Source organism: Shewanella colwelliana (assembly GCF_001735525.1).
Classification (GTDB): domain Bacteria; phylum Pseudomonadota; class Gammaproteobacteria; order Enterobacterales; family Shewanellaceae; genus Shewanella; species Shewanella colwelliana.
Map to the genome: position 1 here is coordinate 31,876 of NZ_MCBT01000015.1, position 17,494 is coordinate 49,369.

Here is a 17,494-nt window from a genome sequence, read left to right on the forward strand (position 1 = left end):
ATTAGCTAAGTACCTCTTGTAAGGCTCTGAGGCACAGAGCAACATTTTCACGTCTTGCCCCGAAGCCCATTAAACCGATACGCCATGCTTTACCAGCCAATGCCCCCAATCCCGCGCCTATCTCTAGATTATAGTTCTCCAGTAATTGCTTACGCACTAAGGCATCATCAATCCCTTCAGGAATATACACGGCGTTGAGTTGCGGCAAACGAGATTGCTCTTCAACAACAAACTTAAGCCCTAATGACTCGAGTCCATCGCGCAAGACTTGATGCATGCTCTGATGACGCATCCACGCATTTTCAAGCCCCTCTTGGGCAAGTAGACGAAGCGACTCATGAAGCGCATACAGTGCATTCACAGGCGCGGTATGATGATAACTGCGCTTACCACCCGCACTTTGATCGCCACTCCAATAGCCCATCACTAAGCTTTGATCTAAAAACCAACTCTGTACCTGTGTTTTACGGGCTTTAAGTTTCTCGACCGCCGCTGGTGAGAACGAAACGGGCGATAAGCCTGGTACGCAGGAGAGACACTTTTGACTACCTGAGTAAATCGCATCGATACCCCACTCATCGACTCGCAGCTCAACCCCACCTAATGAGGTCACCGCATCAACGATAGAGAGACAATCATGCTGCTTGGCCAGCGCACAGAGGCGTTTGGCATCTGATAGCGCACCGGTTGAAGTTTCAGCATGGACAAAAGCCAGGAATTTCGCATCTGGGTTGGCGTTTAAAGCGGCTTCAACATCACTCACAGAAACGGGCTCGCCCCATTCATTGTCAACCACAACGGCAATCGCGCCGACACGTTCAACGTTTTGGCGCATCCGCTCCCCAAAAACACCATTGCGACACACAATGACTTTCTCGCCGGGTTCGACCAAATTAACAAAGCAGGTCTCCATACCAGCACTGCCTGGGGCAGATACCGCAAGCGTCATAGCATTTTCAGTTTGGAAGGCGTACTGAATAAGCGACTTAAGCTCATCCATCATGCCGACAAAAAGGGGATCTAAGTGTCCAATAGTCGGGCGAGCTTGGGCTGCCAATACTTCGGGGTACACATCTGACGGGCCTGGACCCATCAATGTTCTACGTGGGGGATTAAACGCGTTTACTTTAGGTGCTGCTAACATCTTGTTTCCTCTTTAAAGCCGTGGCTTAAAAAGTTAGGGTTAAGGCTAACTGTCGTGTTATCAGATAACGTCCGCTCAGGCGTTAGGTTATCTCCCTACGTATTAACAGTTATTGTAGTGCCATGATTGGCATCTTATTAGTCTTAGTGCATTGCAAGATAACATAAAAAAAGGCGCTACTGCGCCCCTTTAACCGTTAAAGTTTGTAGCCGCCGGCCATAAAAATAGCCATTAATCGCGGTTATCCAAAAACAGTTTATAAGCAGGACTTTGAGTCTCTTCCTGATAGACAAAGCCGAGTTCTGTTAAAAACTGCTGAAAGGCGATACTGTCACTTTCAGGTACCTCAAATCCAGCCAATACCCGACCATAGGCGGCACCATGATTACGATAATGGAATAGACTGATATTCCATTTGCTCTGTAACGTGGTTAAAAACTTAAACAAGGCCCCGGGATGTTCGGGAAACTCAAAACTAAACAAACGTTCCTCAAGCGCCTCTGGCGGATGACCTCCCACCATATAACGCACATGCAATTTGGCAGTTTCATCATGAGAGAGATCTTGCACTTCAAAGCCATCATTTTCTAAGTTAGCGATGATCTCATCAAGTTCAACCTGACCATTAGATAAACGAATACCCGCAAACACCACCGCTTTATCGCGACTAGAGAAGCGATAGTTAAACTCGGTCATAGCGCGCTTCTCTAAGAGCTCGCAAAAGCGTAAAAAGATACCTGGACGCTCAGGGACTTTAACTGCCAAAATCGCTTCTTTTTGCTCGCCCAATTCACAACGTTCCGACACATAACGTAAGCTGTGGAAGTTGACGTTAGCCCCGCTCAAGATGGCTGCCACCTTCTGCCCTTTACCTGAATCACCAATATACTTCTTTAAACCGGCCAGTGATAACGCTCCCGCAGGTTCGGCAATGGCCCGGGTGTCTTCAAAAATATCTTTCACTGCAGCGCAAATTTCGTCAGAGGTGACGGTCACCACATCATCAACATATTCGCGAGCCAACCTAAAGGGCTCTGCGCCAATCTGCTTTACGGCAACACCATCGGCAAAGAGCCCAACTTGCGGCAATACTACCCGCTCATCGGCCGCCAGCGCGGCCTTAAGACAAGCAGAATCTTCTGGCTCAACTCCGATAATTTTGACCTGTGGCATCACCGCTTTGTAGTAGGCTGCAATGCCTGCAATCAAGCCACCACCACCAACAGGCACAAAGACCACTTCGAGATCACGCTGCTGCTGTAACATCTCTTGCGCTACCGTGCCTTGTCCCGCAATCACAGCTTCATCATCAAACGGTGCCACGTACACACGCCCTTCAGTCTTGGCCAATTGTTGGGCATGCTCGTTAGCCATATCAAAGGATTGACCATGCAACAGCACATTGCCGCCTAGCCTGCGCACCGCATCAACTTTAATATCAGGCGTGGTTTCTGGCATCACAATCACTGCACTGATACCGCGCGCCGATGCTGACATCGCCACACCTTGAGCATGATTACCCGCTGACGCACACACCACACCGCGTTCACACTCTTCGGTACTGAGCTCCGCAATTCGGTTATAGGCGCCGCGTAGCTTAAATGAGTGCACAGGTTGCATATCTTCACGCTTTAGAAACACCTGACACCCCAAGCGCGCCGACAACTTATTTAAGCTAGACAGTGGGGTAACCTTGGCCACATCATAGACAGAAGATAGCAATATCTTCTGCAGATAATAGTGCGCCAGATCTAACTGAGATTGTGAGGCTAATGCCAACATATTAATCCTCCAGCTTACTAACATCTCGCACAGCGCCTTTATCGGCACTGGTCGCAAGCATCGCGTAGGCTTTAAGCGCAAGCGATACCGCGCGCTGTCGACTTTTCGGCTTCCAGGCCTGCTTACCACGCCCTTCCATCTCTGCGCGGCGGCTGGCTAGCTCTATCTCACTTACAGCAAGCTTAATTGAACGTGCAGGAATATCGATTTCGATTCGGTCCCCAGTTTCAACTAAACCAATAGTGCCGCCAGCTGCGGCCTCTGGCGAGACATGACCAATAGAAAGCCCCGACGTACCGCCAGAAAATCGTCCATCGGTAATTAATGCACACGCTGCGCCTAACCCCTTTGACTTCAAATAGCTCGTTGGATAAAGCATCTCTTGCATGCCTGGGCCACCTTTAGGGCCTTCATAGCGAATCACTACCACATCGCCCGCAACGACTTCGCCGCCTAAGATGCCTGCAACGGCGTCATCTTGGCTTTCATAGACTCTAGCACTGCCCACAAAGGTATGGTTGGCTTCATCTACGCCAGCGGTTTTGACGATGCAACCATCTAGAGCAATGTTGCCCGACAAAACGGCTAGCCCGCCCTCTTGGCTAAAGGCAAACTCACGAGTACGAATACAGCCCTCTTTACGGTCGACATCGACACTTGGCCAGCGACAGGCCTGACTAAAGGCTTTAGTGGTTGGAATGCCTGCAGGCCCTGCTGAGAAAAACTTGTGCACCGCCTCGTCACTGCTTTGGGCAATATCATATTTAGCCAATACCGCTTTAAGATTGTCACCTGCGACATGGCTCACATCGGTATGCAATAAACCCGCGCGGTCAAGCTCACCTAAAATACCCATGACACCGCCAGCGCGATGCACGTCCTCCATGTGATATTTAGGCGTAGATGGCGCAACTTTACATAAATGGGGGACTTGACGTGACATGCGATCGATATCAGCCATAGTGAAATCGACGTCGCCCTCTTGGGCTGCGGCCAGTAGATGCAATACGGTATTCGATGAACCACCCATGGCGATATCCAATGCCATGGCATTCTCAAACGCCTTAAAATTAGCTATGTTACGCGGCAATGCAGACTCATCATCATGCTTGTAGTAACGTGTGGCAAGATCCATCACTCGGCGACCCGCCTCTAAAAACAGCTCTCGGCGATCGGCATGAGTTGCCAACATAGATCCGTTACCCGGCAGCGACAACCCTAGGGCTTCGGTTAAGCAGTTCATCGAGTTAGCAGTAAACATCCCCGAACATGAACCACAAGTTGGACATGCACTACGCTCAATTTTTTCGCTGTCTTCATCAGAGATACGGTCATCAGCAGCGGCAACCATGGCATCAACCAAGTCCAGCTTAATAATCTTATCTGATAGCTTAGTCTTACCCGCTTCCATCGGCCCGCCCGATACAAACACTACAGGAATATTGAGACGCAACGCCGCCATCAACATACCAGGGGTGATTTTATCGCAGTTAGAGATACACACTAACGCATCGGCGCAGTGGGCATTAACCATGTACTCTACGCTATCGGCGATCAACTCACGTGACGGCAAGCTATAGAGCATGCCGCCGTGCCCCATGGCGATACCATCATCAACGGCAATCGTATTAAACTCTTTTGCAATACCGCCCGCTTCTTCAATCGCACCCGCCACTAACGACCCCATATCTTTCAGGTGCACATGACCTGGTACAAATTGGGTAAAGGAGTTAGCAATGGCAATAATCGGCTTACCAAAATCGTTATCTTTTACACCTGTTGCTCGCCAAAGTGCACGAGCACCAGCCATATTGCGACCTTCGGTACTGGTAGCTGAACGTAATTTTGCCATGATACTGCTTCCTTTTTATCGTTAGGCGACATCAGATCGCCTAGCTTTGAAATTTGAGTCCTCAATAACCCCTAAGGAGTTATCAGGCTTTGAGTCATCTTATCTTAAATATCTATCAAACGAGGGATAAATCCACGCAGATTTATAGCGGTTCTAACCAACCCCATTTATCTTCGGTCTCACCATTAAACAGGCCGAAGAAACGTTGCTGAATAGCCTTGGTAATTGGGCCACGCTTGCCTGCGCCCACTTCGATGCGATCGACACTACGAACTGGTACTAGCTCAGCAGCGGTGCCTGTCATAAATATCTCATCGGCTAAGTATAAAAACTCACGTGACATCGCCTCTTCAACCACCTCATAGCCGCTATCTCTGGCAAGCGTAATGATGGTATCGCGGGTGATCCCCATTAAAATAGCCGCTGTGGCTGGCGGGGTATAAAGTTTATTTTTCTTGATGACAAACAGGTTAGCACCAGCAGCTTCACTGACCAATCCGTTAACGTCTAACGCTATCCCTTCATCGAAACCATTACGTTTTGCTTCGGTCGAAATTTGCAATGAAGATAGGTAGTTACCACCTGCTTTCGCACCCGTTGGGATGGTGTTCGGCGCTAGGCGATTCCATGACGTTACCGCCACATCAACACCTCGCTCCATGCTTTCTTCACCTAAATAGGCTCCCCATGGAAATGCCGCCACCAGTAGGTCGCATTGTGCATCTTTAGGTGGCGTGATCCCCATGCCCACATCGCCGTAAAAAGCCAATGGACGAATATAGGCACTGTTAAGCTTATTACTCAATACTGCATCACGACACGCTTGCATGGTGTCATCAAAACAGTAAGGGATAGGCATGCGGTAAATTTTGGCCGAATCATACAGGCGTTGTACATGCTCAGTGAGCCTGAAACCCGCAGGTCCTAGATGAGTATCATAGACTCTAATACCTTCAAACACTGATGTCCCATAGTGCAGCGCATGAGACATCACGTGCACCTTGGCGTCACCCCAAGGCATGATTTCACCATTGAACCAAATAAATTCTGCAGTTTTCGCGGCCATAATTTGTCACCTATCTTCTAAGCATTTATGCGTTTGCGGTTTGGGTTAGCTGCTTAGTCGATACGACTTTGCATTCTGTTACATCGATTAGTTTATTGAGCTGGTGACTAAGCTGCTCTAATGCGCGCTCACTCTCAACCACCATATCCAACTTTGTGTCACCGTTGGCGTCAAGCTGCATACCGAGTTCAGTGATCTTAAAACCACGATGGCGAGTCACTCGCAGTACCCGTTCCAATACCTCGGGTTGCTGTACTAGGGTTAGGGCTAAGTTATAGATCATGTCTGCTTCTCCATCTCATCCATCATGTCTCGGTTGCAAGCACCGGGCGGTACCAGTGGCCACACGTTATGAGCATCATCAATTCTCACATGCAGTAAAAATGGCCCTGTTGCATTTAACATCTCATCTAATGCTTGCTCAACTTCATCGCCTTGAGTAATCGTGCGACCAGGAATATCGAACGCCGATGCCATGGTGACAAAATCAGGGTTATCTGACAGGTCGGTTTCACTAAATCGCTCTTCGAAAAACAGTTGCTGCCACTGCTTAACCATGCCCAGTTTCTGGTTATCAATAAGCAAGATTTTTAACGGTATTTGGCGACGTTTGATAGTGGTTAACTCTTGGACATTCATCATAAATGAGCCATCACCTGACACCGCGACTACACAGGCGTCAGGACGGGCGACTTTAGCGCCAATCGCGGCTGGCAAACCAAACCCCATGGTGCCCAAGCCTGCACTAGACAAGTGATCTTCTGGACGCCTAAACCACATATGTTGCGCTACCCACATCTGGTGCTGACCCACATCACAAGCGATAACACTGTCTTCAGGGAGTTTATTAGCCAAACGGTTAAGCATCTTAGGGGCGAAAATTAGCTCACCAGGACGCTCATAGTTCCATTGGTGGTTGGCTTTAAGACTAGCAACTTCTGCCTGCCAAGGGGCAATCTCAAGCGACTGTGCAATCGCCGGTAAGATCTGACGCAGGTCGCCAGCAATCGCTACATCAGGACGACGTAATTTACCCAACTCCGCCACATCGATATCAAGATGAAGAACCTTGGCATGTTCAGCAAATGTGGCTAAACGTCCCGTCACTCGGTCATCAAAACGTGCGCCAACCACAATCAATAAATCACACTCTTGCACGGCAATGTTGGCAGCTTTACCGCCGTGCATGCCAAGCATTCCCAAGTAACCAGCGTCGTCGTGAGGGATACTCCCCAACCCTTTGAGTGTCGCGACCGATGGCACGCCAGTAACATCGATAAAGCCACGTAGTTGATCAACTGCACCAGCCATCCCAACACCGCCGCCCACATAGAGCATTGGCTTTTTGGCTTCACTCAACAACGCTTTGGCAGCCTCGATTTGTTGCTCAGATGCTTGAGGCTCGGGGCTAATCGCCAATAGCGGCGTCTTGTAATCGAGCAGCGCAATCTGAATATCTTTAGGTATATCCACCAGCACCGGGCCTGGGCGACCCGAGGCCGCGATCTCAAAGGCACGATACAGGGTTGGAATAAGCTCATTGACATCGGTCACCATAAAGCTGTGCTTAGTGCACGACAGTGACATGCCCAACACATCGATCTCTTGAAACGCATCGGTACCGATAACGGCAGTGGAAACTTGCCCAGTAATGGCAACTAAGGGAACAGAATCGAGTAAGGCATCGGCAAGCGAGGTGACTAGGTTGGTCGCTCCGGGGCCCGAGGTCGCGAAACAAACACCAGTTTTACCACTCGCCCTAGCATAGCCAACCGCCGCGAAAGCTGCCCCTTGCTCGTGACGACTCAACAGGTGCTCAACGGGTGCGCCGTAGAGTGCATCGTAGATGGGCATAATCGCACCACCCGGATAACCAAAAACTGTGGTAACACCGTGTGCGGCGAGTACCTTGATAACGGCGTCTGCGCCTCTAATCTTCTGCCCTTGTTCCATTCGTGACTTCCTGCATTTCATTGTTTCGGGGTTAAGCGTTCAGTTCAAACCGCTAAAAACAAAAAACCCCCGGTCCTTTCGGAGCGGGGGTTATTGTTGCAATCTTAACCTAATTAGGTTTTTCGATGCGCCATGCGATGCCCCCGCTGTGATCTAATAATCACGACGGTAATAATCTCAATAATGAGTAGGGCAGCTTGATTAAACATGGTGTATTGGAAATTCCTAATCAGTGTGTTTGCTTAAATTCGGTGTCTACGGTACTCAATTTCTGTAGACCTTTTAATCAATACCACAAAGCCTGTGAATAACACAACCAAAACCTGCGGCTATCTCTCGAAACAGTTAATCTCTTCAACAAAAATCTGCCATGAAGCGACGCTTGCTTTGATAACCTTGCTACTCATTGGACCAAATTATTCTCTATGTTCAATCATCCTCGACGACACATAGCTTTGTTTCTATGTCACTAAGCCCACAGGATTATGCTGGGCTTAGTGCATGGATATTATATGTTAAGCTTCTTCGACAATGCGCTTCATCTCGGTCATGTAACCACGAAGCTCGGCACCAATATACTCAACTGACGTGTGACGAATAGCATCGTTCACTTCGATTAAGCGTAGATTATCAACACCGTTGCCAGTGTCTTGTAGTCCACCACCTAAGTACTCTGATGACATGTTATTAACGTAATCACGTAGCATAGGAACCGCTGCGTGGTTGAATAAGTAGCAACCATATTCGGCAGTGTCAGAGATCACTACGTTCATCTCATACAAACGCTTACGCGCAATCGTATTAGCGATAAGTGGCGTTTCATGCAGAGACTCATAGTAAGCCGACTCTTCAACGATGCCTGCTGATACCATGGTATCGAACGCCAGCTCTACACCCGCCTTAATCATGGCAACTAGGAAGATACCTTTGTCAAAATAGGCTTGCTCATCAATCGCTTCATCACACTGCGGTGCATTTTCAAAACCAGTTTCATTGGTCTCACTGCGCCACTTAAGCAGGTTTGCGTCATCATTAGCCCAATCTTGCATCATCGTCTTAGAGAACTCACCGCTGATGATGTCATCCATGTGCTTCTCAAATAACGGTGCAAGGATACCTTTAAGCTCTTCAGCCATTTCAAACGCTTTGATCTTGGCAGGATTTGATAGACGATCCATCATATGGGTGATGCCACCATGCTTAAGTGCTTCTGTGGTCGTTTCCCAACCCTGTTGAATCAACTTAGCGGCATAACCTGGCTCAATACCGTCAGCAACCATCTTTTCATAACCAAGGATGGCTCCGGTTTGCAGCATGCCGCAAAGGATAGTTTGCTCACCCATCAGATCTGATTTCACTTCGGCGATAAATGATGAGTGCAATACCCCTGCACGGTCACCGCCTGTAGCACTCGCATAGGCTTTAGCGACTTCGAAACCATCACCCTTTGGATCATTTTCAGGGTGAACGGCAATCAATGTTGGCACACCGAAACCACGCTTATACTCTTCACGTACTTCAGTGCCAGGACACTTAGGCGCCACCATGATAACGGTAATATCGGGACGAACTTGCATTCCCTCTTCGACGATATTGAAACCGTGAGAGTAAGACAATACAGCCCCCTCTTTCATCAAAGGCATGACGCTATTTACCGCATCGGTATGCTGCTTGTCTGGTGTCAGGTTTAACACTAAGTCTGCATCAGGGATTAGCTCTTCAAAGGTACCGACACGGAAACCGTTGCCTGTAGCTTTTTGATATGAAGCACGCTTCTCTGCAATCGCCTGTGGACGCAGTGCAAAAGAGATATTGAGACCAGAATCACGCATATTTAAACCTTGGTTAAGCCCTTGAGCACCACAACCTAAAATAACGATATTCCAGCCTTTGATGTAGTCACAACCTTGGCTAAATTCACTGCGATCCATAAAGCGACATTGCGCTAGCTGATCTAATTGTTGACGCAAATTCAGAGAGTTAAAGTAATTAGCCATCGGATGTTCCACCTTTGAATGAGGACGTAAAAAACTTGCTTAACCGCCTTGGCTAAGCCGTGATTGAGATCACTATAGCCGATGACTAGCGTTGCTTAAAATGATATATTCGAAACATCACATTGCATATTTTGCAACACAGGTTATTTAGTAACATAGGCGGCTTTGATGGATATTCGTACAATAAAACTCTATTTGCATCTTTCAAATAGCCTGCACTTTGCTAAAACTGCGCAGCAGATGCATGTCAGTCCGTCGACACTGAGCCGCACGATGCAAAGATTAGAAGACGAAGTCGGTGCAAAGTTATTTGAACGTGACAATCGCAGCGTGGCGTTGACGAGCGCGGGGATTGAATATCGCCACTTCGCCGAACAAACACTGGACCACTGGGGCAAACTAAAACACCGTCTCGACCCCAAGCAAGATCTGCTACGCGGCCGACTCAATTTATACTGCTCTGTCACCGCAGCCTATAGCCATTTACCTGCGTTACTCGACCGATTCCGTAACGAACATCCTTTGGTTGAGATAGCCCTAACCACTGGAGATGCCGCCAATGCGGTCGATATGGTGCGCCAAAATCGCGCCGACATCAGCATCGCAGCACTGCCAGAAACCCTTCCTGAATCACTGCACTTTATAAAAATCGATGATGTGCCACTGGTGATTATCGCTCCGACCTTTAAATGTGCCGTACAACAATTACTCACCGAATCATACATCCCCTGGGACAGATTACCCTTTATCATTCCTGAGCACGGCCCCGGACGTCGACGCATCGACAATTGGTTTAAACAGTTAGGACTGAATGCCAACGTTTATGCCCAAGTCTCTGGCCAAGAGGCGATAGCCTCTATGGTGGCTCTAGGCTGTGGCGTAAGTATTACTCCTGAGATAGTCATTCAAAATAGTCCGGTTAAAGACAGGATCCAACAACTCCCCTCTCCAGTCGCCATTGCACCATTTGAACTCGGATGTTGTAGTAAAAAAAGCCGCTCAGATGAACCCGTTTTGGCAGCTTTCCTCAAAGAGGTAACACCAATATAGCGATAAACTTAATAAGAAATTTGCTCTGCTATACTCATTGCATAGACTTAATTGGACTTTCTCAATATGAGCCACTTGCGATGGTTAATCGTGATTATCTGTTGTTTATTATTCTCCCTATTGCCTGTGGCTCAAGCCACCGAGCAAACGATCACCTTTTGCGTTGAAGATACCGAGTTTCCACCATTTAACTATTTTCAAAGAGAAAATGGCAAAAAGGGGACCAGCACTGGTTATGATATCGATCTCCTCAATCGTGTTTTTTCCGTAAGCGACTTTAAGCATCAGGTTATCGCCTTACCCTGGCGTCGCTGCTTAAAAGATGTCAAAGAAGGCACCATTGATGCGGCAATGAGTGCTTCGCTCAACCCAGAACGAAGTAGAGACTTTCTGTCTTCAGCCGCCTACTACCATTTAACGCCAAGTTACTTTTTCCTTAAGTTCAGCTTTCCAGATGGAGTGCGAGTACACAACCTCAGCGACCTAAGGCAATACGGTACCATCTGTGGGATAAAAGGGTTCAATTACCAAAATTTTGGCGTCACTAAAAATGAAACAATATATGAAATTCGCGATCTCGCCCATTTGCCAGAAATGTTACAGCGCGGACGATGTCAGTTTTTTCTCGCCCGCAAGGAAACCCTTAGTGGCACTCTGGCAATCAATAGCGAATATGAGCTGTCCAAACTCCTTAGAGGGATTAGAGTACCAGGGACGCAAGCGGAGCCTTTTCATATGCTGATTTCGCATCAATCAAAATACAAGCACCAGATAAAAGCGCTATTTGACAGCAAAGTCGCTTCACTGCGAGCCGATGGTGAGCTGCAACGTATGCTTGAATACCAACTGGATCTGTTAGATAAAATCAAACCGTCTCCCTAATAGCCATCGCCTCACAAAGAAGAGCATTTAGACAATAAATGAAAGAACAGCCTCCACATGACTATTACCTTAGGTACGCTAAAATCGTGCAACGATCACAACCTTACTACCACTCTGACCTCACTTACTCTGCCAACATTTAGGTTAAAGCCTGTATTAAATAAACAGTTACAAAACTTGGCCTATACTTAAATTCAATTTGCAAAATTTCATACCGCCTCAACACTTAAGAGGAGCTAATGCACGCATGACAGCCGTTGCCGTATTCATTGTGTTAATCGGTTTAATGGGGCTAGTGGGCTCACTAATTCCGACTTATCAAATCTGCCACCAAAAACAGGCAGGACACCGTGGTTGGCACCTCCTGTTAGCAATGATTGGCATGTTTATTTTAGGCTACGTGGGTTTTTTATGGATGCTGATGCACAGAAACACGGCATCGCTGGAGATGGTTGTTGCTGCGGTATTTTCAGCAGGGGGCGGGTTTGTTTGGCTAGTCGTAAAAATGAGTCAAGAAACCATTTTAACCCTGCAAAACACCTTGGCCGAAAAACACTATCAAGCCTACCACGATCCACTCACCGATCTCGCCAATCGACATCAACTGTATGAGAAAATAGACGAGCTAAGTCAAAACGAGAACACGCATTTTTGTTTTTTAATGATGGATCTTAATGACTTTAAAATGATCAACGATAACTTAGGTCACGACGCTGGCGACAAAGTATTACAGATAATCGCTCACCGAATCCAGACCATGATGCCAATGCAAGCTCTAGCAGTCAGGCTAGGTGGTGATGAATTTGCAGTTGTACTACCATCGTCTTGCATTGATCAAGCCAAACAATTAGCACAAAGTATTCAGCAGCACATCATGCAAGATATTTTATGCGAAGGCCATCGTCTAGCTGTTGGGATCAGTATCGGCATTGCATGCTACCCACAAGATGGCGAAGACAGAAAAACCTTAATGAAAAATGCCGACATTGCCATGTACAAAGCTAAGCGAAGTGGTAACACCTACGAAACCTACTCCACGAATGACGACATTAACGACTTCCCCCAATCGTAAACACTTTCAGCCAACGATGAGCGTTGAGACGAAAATGTCATCATCTATCTACATGCATCACTCAACTAACCAGCTGACTAGGCTCATCAAGCAGTAACGCCTTATCTCCTTCTGTAATACGCGTAACAAGTAACTGATCGACTTTATAAGCGTCAATATCAACCACTTCAAACTTAAATCCAGCATAATTAACAAAATCAGTACGACGTGGAATTTTTCTCAGCATATACATGATAAATCCAGCAATGGTTTCGTAATTTTGACTTTGAGGAAACGACTCTATGCCGAAGGTACGCATTACATCAGTAATGGGAGTAACCCCATCCACCAACCAAGAGTGCTTATCTCTGGCGATGATCTGCTCTTCGCTCTCATGGAGTGACCATGCTCCCATTACCGCACTTTGTAAATCATTGGTGGTCACAATGCCGACCACTAAAGCATATTCGTTCATCACCACAGCAAAGTCGGCACGCGTATTTTTAAAATACTCCATACTTTCAGATAAGGTTAATGTATCGGGAATAATTGGACAGCTATGCAGTAGCGAACTGTCACTTAAGCAGATACTCTGACCATTGATTACCCTAATAAGTAGCTCTTTAGCATCCACAACCCCCTTTATCGTATCAAGCTGACCATCACACACTAAAAACTTAGTATGAGGTTCATCTGATATTTTTCGCTTGATCTCCTCTTCACTGTCTTGCAGTAAAAAGTAAATGAGACTCTCACGGGCTGTCATCGCTGAAGTCACTGGCACGGTTTGCATCTCAAACACGTTTTCCATCATCTTCTGCTCATCTTTATCTAATACGCCCGCTTCAGCCCCTGCATCCATCACCGCATAGATGTCATCAGAGGTCACCTGATCATTGCGTGCCGTTTGGATCTGTAACAACCTAAAAATTCCAGACGCTAAGCCATTAAACACCCAGACCAGCGGTGTTAGTATACGAATACACACCATCATTGGGCTTACCAGTGTGACTGCCACCAACTCAGGCATCGCCATCGCCACACGCTTAGGCATTAAATCTGCAATTAAAATAAAGAGGCTGGTTACCAAAACAAAAGACAACACGAAACTCATTTGACTCAACCAAGGATCGGCAACCCAATTGGACAGCAACATATAAAAATAGGGAGTGAATGCCGACTCACCCACAATCCCCCCCATAATGGCCACAGCATTCAGCCCAATCTGTACCACAGTAAAAAAGCTGCCCGGGTGTGCTTGTAGCTGCAACACTTTTTCCGCCCTCATATCTCCCTCATCAGCCATGGCACGCAACCGAATTTTTCGAGCAGCCGCTAACGCAATTTCTGACATGGAGAAAAAGCAACTGGTGGCAATCAACAACAAGATAATCATGGTGTTATCAAAGAGACTCATTTATTTACCTAAAAAATTTTACAGCGACATTAACCTACGAGCGGCATGGCAGACATACCGCTTCGCGCAACCACTGCAAACCCAACGAGAAAAGTGCTCTAGGCTACTCAAACTAGTGACAGGATCTCTTTATCTTCCCCCGTCTAAATAGCGGTGGTTGATGCAGTAACAACGCCTGAAGGTGAGTAATAAAGCACTTAGTATTGAGTGGATGCAGATAAGTGTGGTCTGTATATCAGAAACCTAAAATTAGGCAATATAAATTCACTAAATTGGGCAAATATTGCGCACTACACCACAGTCTACAAATAGTAAGCACTGCGATTGAGAATAAATTCACACCAGCAAATGCCTGCTACACTTACTAGTATTACTGCCTCGCCACACGATAATCTCAACCAACAAAACAAAAGGATTTGTTTATGGCAATAGCCTGTGTGACCACCCGAGCCAGCCTTGGTGTCGATGCCCCTGAAGTCACCGTTGAAGTGCACCTCAGTAACGGACTACCCGCGTTCAATTTAGTCGGCCTGCCAGAAACCTCCGTCAAAGAAGCTAAAGAGCGAGTACGCAGCGCACTCATTAACGCCGGATTTGAATTTCCTCAACGACGTATTACTGTAAATTTAGCGCCAGCCGATCTGCCAAAACAGGGAGGACGGTACGATCTTCCCATCGCTATAGGTATCTTAGCCGCCTCTAAACAGATCCCCGCACAAGCACTAAAAGATCATGAATTTGTGGGTGAGCTGGCATTATCAGGCCACATACGTCACTGCCATGGACTACTGCCGGTTATCGTTGATGCGCGCAAGCAGCAAAAAATCGTGGTGATTCCGCTCGATAACCGCTGTGATGCCGACTTAGTGGGCTACCAAAAGACTTTTTTCGCTAGCCACCTACAAGCATTGAGTGAATACCTTCATGGGCAGCAATCACTCCCTAGCATCGCTACGGGGCTGCAATGGGTTGCCGAAGAGGCAACTTCGCAACAGAAATGCCTCAGCGATGTTATCGGTCAATATCAGGCTAAACGCGCACTCGAAATCGCCGCTGCAGGGAACCATAATCTACTTTTTCTAGGCCCACCAGGCACAGGGAAAACCATGCTTGCCAGCCGTATTGTGCAACTGCTGCCACCACTAGACTATGACGAGGCATTAGAGGTCGCCACCATTCATTCAGTGGCAGGGCAGACCATTCCTACCAATCAATTTTACCAGCGGCCCTTTCGCAGCCCTCATCACACCAGCTCAGCTATCTCCCTTGTCGGCGGAGGTAGTCACCCTAAGCCCGGCGAGATCTCACTGGCGCATCGTGGAGTGCTATTTCTCGACGAGGTCGCTGAATTCCCTCGCAAAGTGCTTGATTGTTTGCGAGAGCCGATGGAAACGGGAGAGGTGATTATATCTAGAGCCGCGGCTAAACTGACCTTCTCCAGCCGTTTTCAACTGGTTGCCGCAATGAACCCCAGTCCTTGTGGTGATACCGCGAATGCTCGGGCATCTCAAGATCAAATTCAACGTTACCTATCACGGCTTTCTGGACCCTTTATTGACCGCTTCGATCTCACGATTGATGTTCCTCGGCTGCCCGAAGGCACCTTGACGCAGCAACATCAGCCCACAGAAACTAGCCAACAAGTTGCCGGCAGAGTAAAGGCAGCAAGAGAGCGTCAACTTACCCGAGCAGGCGTCCTAAACGCTGAGTTAACGGGTAAACAACTCGCAGCGACTGGTGGTTTTTCGCAAACTGATCTGGAGTTCTTAGAGCAAAGCGTCAATAAACTTGGCCTGTCTGTACGCAGTTACCATCGGTTACAGCGTGTGGCACGCACCATTGCCGATTTGGCCGAGTCTCCTATGGTTGAGCGCAGTCACATTGCACAAGCTTTAGGTTACAGGGCAATGGATCGTCTACTACATAGTCTGCAGAATAGTTATTAAATCTGGGTTCAGGATTTTGGATCTGTAGCATCAACCTCGCAGGCGAGTAACTGTTAGGATATCATCGAATTTTTTATGGTTTTTGGCCATATCGGCACAGAGGTTAGCACGTGATCATTGAGCTCAAGCGCTAGGGCGAGTAACTGTTAGGCTATCATCGAATTTTTTATGGTTTTTGGCCATATCGGCACAGAGGTTAGCACGTGATCATTGAGCTCAAGCGCTAGGGCGAGTAACTGCTAGGAGATCATCGATTTTTTTATGGTTTTTGGCCATATCGGCACAGAGGTTAGCACGTGATCATTGAGCTCAAGCGCTAGGGCGAGTAACTGTTAGGATATCATCGAATTTTTTATGGTTTTTGGCCATATCGGCACAGAGGTTAGCACGTGATCATTGAGCTCAAGCGCTAGGGCGAGTAACATAGGTCTCCGAATTTTTAATGGGGAATTAAATGGGCTCGGTTTTATCACGGATAAGAGGCAGCATAGCTTTTAGCTGCTATATCGTTAATACCATCTTTTGGGTAATACCTATCTTATTGGTAAGTATCATAAAACTCATCCCCATTACGCCACTGCGAACCGTTTGTAGCTATCTACTTGATCACTGCGCCACTGCCTGGATAAGTGTCAATACGGTTATCGAGCGCATATTTCATCCTGTTGAAATCATTATTGAAGGTGATGCACAACTTTCGACTAAAGAGTGGTATATGGTGATCGCAAATCATCAGTCATGGGTGGATATCCCTGTGCTACAGAGAGTCTTCAATCATAAGATCCCATTCTTAAAATTCTTCCTCAAACAAGAACTGATTTATGTGCCGGTACTAGGCCTTGCTTGGTGGGCATTAGATTTTCCTTTCATGCGACGCTACAGCAGCGCACAACTGCGAAAAAACCCTAAACTCAAAGGGAAAGATATCGAGATCACCCGTAAAGCGTGCGCTAAATTTAAATCTAAACCCGTCAGTATCATGAACTTCGTCGAAGGCACACGTTTTCGTGCCGAAAAGCACCGCAAGCAAAACTCTGAATTTAAACGGTTACTCAAGCCTAAAGCGGGCGGAATGGCATTTGCCTTATCAGCCATGGACGGACAGATCCACAAGCTGGTTGATGTTGCCATTTACTATCCAGGTAAAACCCCTAGCTATTGGGAATATATTTCTGGCCAAGTGAAACAAGTTAGAGTCGACATTAAAGTGTCTGAAATCGCCCCAGCCATGCGCGGTGACTATATGAATGATAGAGAGTTTAAAATTAGTTTCCAAAATGAGCTTAACCAAATTTGGAAAGACAAAGATCTCACATTAGATAAATTGGCTAAGCAATAGTTTGTACTAAACAAA

Annotated in this window: 13 protein-coding genes; 5 read left to right on the forward strand and 8 right to left on the reverse strand. The window is 47.1% G+C overall.

Annotation, left to right across the window (positions count from 1 at the left end; translation table 11 throughout):
- Window position 1: 1 nt before the first annotated feature.
- From BEL05_RS05800 to ilvC, 7 genes are all read right to left on the reverse strand, one after another.
- Complete coding sequence (locus tag BEL05_RS05800) at window positions 2-1,144, reverse strand: pyridoxal-phosphate-dependent aminotransferase family protein (RefSeq protein ID WP_028764436.1); 1,143 nt, start codon at window positions 1,142-1,144, stop codon at window positions 2-4.
- A gap of 231 nt (window positions 1,145-1,375) precedes the next feature.
- Window positions 1,376-2,926, reverse strand: coding sequence for a threonine ammonia-lyase, biosynthetic (gene ilvA, locus BEL05_RS05805; RefSeq protein ID WP_028764435.1), 1,551 nt, complete (start codon window positions 2,924-2,926; stop codon window positions 1,376-1,378).
- A 1-nt stretch (window position 2,927) separates the two neighbouring features.
- Window positions 2,928-4,778, reverse strand: coding sequence for a dihydroxy-acid dehydratase (gene ilvD, locus BEL05_RS05810; protein WP_069670582.1), 1,851 nt, complete (start codon window positions 4,776-4,778; stop codon window positions 2,928-2,930).
- Window positions 4,779-4,920: 142 nt separating this feature from the next.
- Window positions 4,921-5,844, reverse strand: coding sequence for a branched-chain amino acid transaminase (locus tag BEL05_RS05815; RefSeq protein WP_028764433.1), 924 nt, complete (start codon window positions 5,842-5,844; stop codon window positions 4,921-4,923).
- A gap of 25 nt (window positions 5,845-5,869) precedes the next feature.
- Window positions 5,870-6,127 carry an acetolactate synthase 2 small subunit gene (gene ilvM / locus BEL05_RS05820; protein WP_028764432.1) on the reverse strand — a complete coding sequence of 86 codons (258 nt, stop codon included), beginning with the start codon at window positions 6,125-6,127 and terminating at the stop codon, window positions 5,870-5,872.
- Window positions 6,124-7,797 carry an acetolactate synthase 2 catalytic subunit gene (ilvG, locus tag BEL05_RS05825; RefSeq protein WP_069670583.1) on the reverse strand — a complete coding sequence of 558 codons (1,674 nt, stop codon included), beginning with the start codon at window positions 7,795-7,797 and terminating at the stop codon, window positions 6,124-6,126. Before ilvG ends, ilvM begins: the two co-directional genes overlap by 4 nt.
- Before the next feature lie 515 nt (window positions 7,798-8,312).
- Window positions 8,313-9,794 carry a ketol-acid reductoisomerase gene (gene ilvC, locus BEL05_RS05830; RefSeq protein WP_069670584.1) on the reverse strand — a complete coding sequence of 494 codons (1,482 nt, stop codon included), beginning with the start codon at window positions 9,792-9,794 and terminating at the stop codon, window positions 8,313-8,315.
- Window positions 9,795-9,962: 168 nt separating this feature from the next.
- On the opposite strand from ilvC, the gene ilvY reads away from it, so the two are divergent.
- The 3 genes from ilvY (at window position 9,963) to BEL05_RS05845 (ending at window position 12,798) form a co-directional block, all read left to right on the forward strand.
- On the forward strand, window positions 9,963-10,844 hold the full coding sequence (gene ilvY / locus BEL05_RS05835) for an HTH-type transcriptional activator IlvY (RefSeq protein WP_028764429.1): 882 nt from the start codon (window positions 9,963-9,965) through the stop codon (window positions 10,842-10,844).
- Window positions 10,845-10,910: 66 nt separating this feature from the next.
- Window positions 10,911-11,726, forward strand: coding sequence for a substrate-binding periplasmic protein (locus BEL05_RS05840; RefSeq protein ID WP_069670585.1), 816 nt, complete (start codon window positions 10,911-10,913; stop codon window positions 11,724-11,726).
- Between the two features lie 247 nt (window positions 11,727-11,973).
- The gene (locus tag BEL05_RS05845) at window positions 11,974-12,798 is read left to right on the forward strand and encodes a GGDEF domain-containing protein (RefSeq protein ID WP_069670586.1); all 825 of its coding nucleotides are present in this window, start codon (window positions 11,974-11,976) and stop codon (window positions 12,796-12,798) included.
- 61 nt (window positions 12,799-12,859) lie between these two features.
- Here the strand turns inward: BEL05_RS05845 and paeA are convergent, their stop codons facing one another.
- A complete protein-coding gene (gene paeA, locus BEL05_RS05850; protein WP_069670587.1) occupies window positions 12,860-14,194 on the reverse strand; it encodes a polyamine export protein PaeA in 1,335 nt (444 codons plus the stop codon).
- A gap of 422 nt (window positions 14,195-14,616) precedes the next feature.
- On the opposite strand from paeA, the gene BEL05_RS05855 reads away from it, so the two are divergent.
- On the forward strand, window positions 14,617-16,140 hold the full coding sequence (locus tag BEL05_RS05855) for a YifB family Mg chelatase-like AAA ATPase (RefSeq protein WP_028764425.1): 1,524 nt from the start codon (window positions 14,617-14,619) through the stop codon (window positions 16,138-16,140).
- Between the two features lie 454 nt (window positions 16,141-16,594).
- Window positions 16,595-17,479: a 1-acylglycerol-3-phosphate O-acyltransferase, YihG family gene (gene yihG / locus BEL05_RS05860; protein ID WP_069670588.1), complete on the forward strand. Its 885-nt coding sequence runs from the start codon at window positions 16,595-16,597 to the stop codon at window positions 17,477-17,479.
- The last annotated feature ends 15 nt before the right edge of the window (window positions 17,480-17,494 follow it).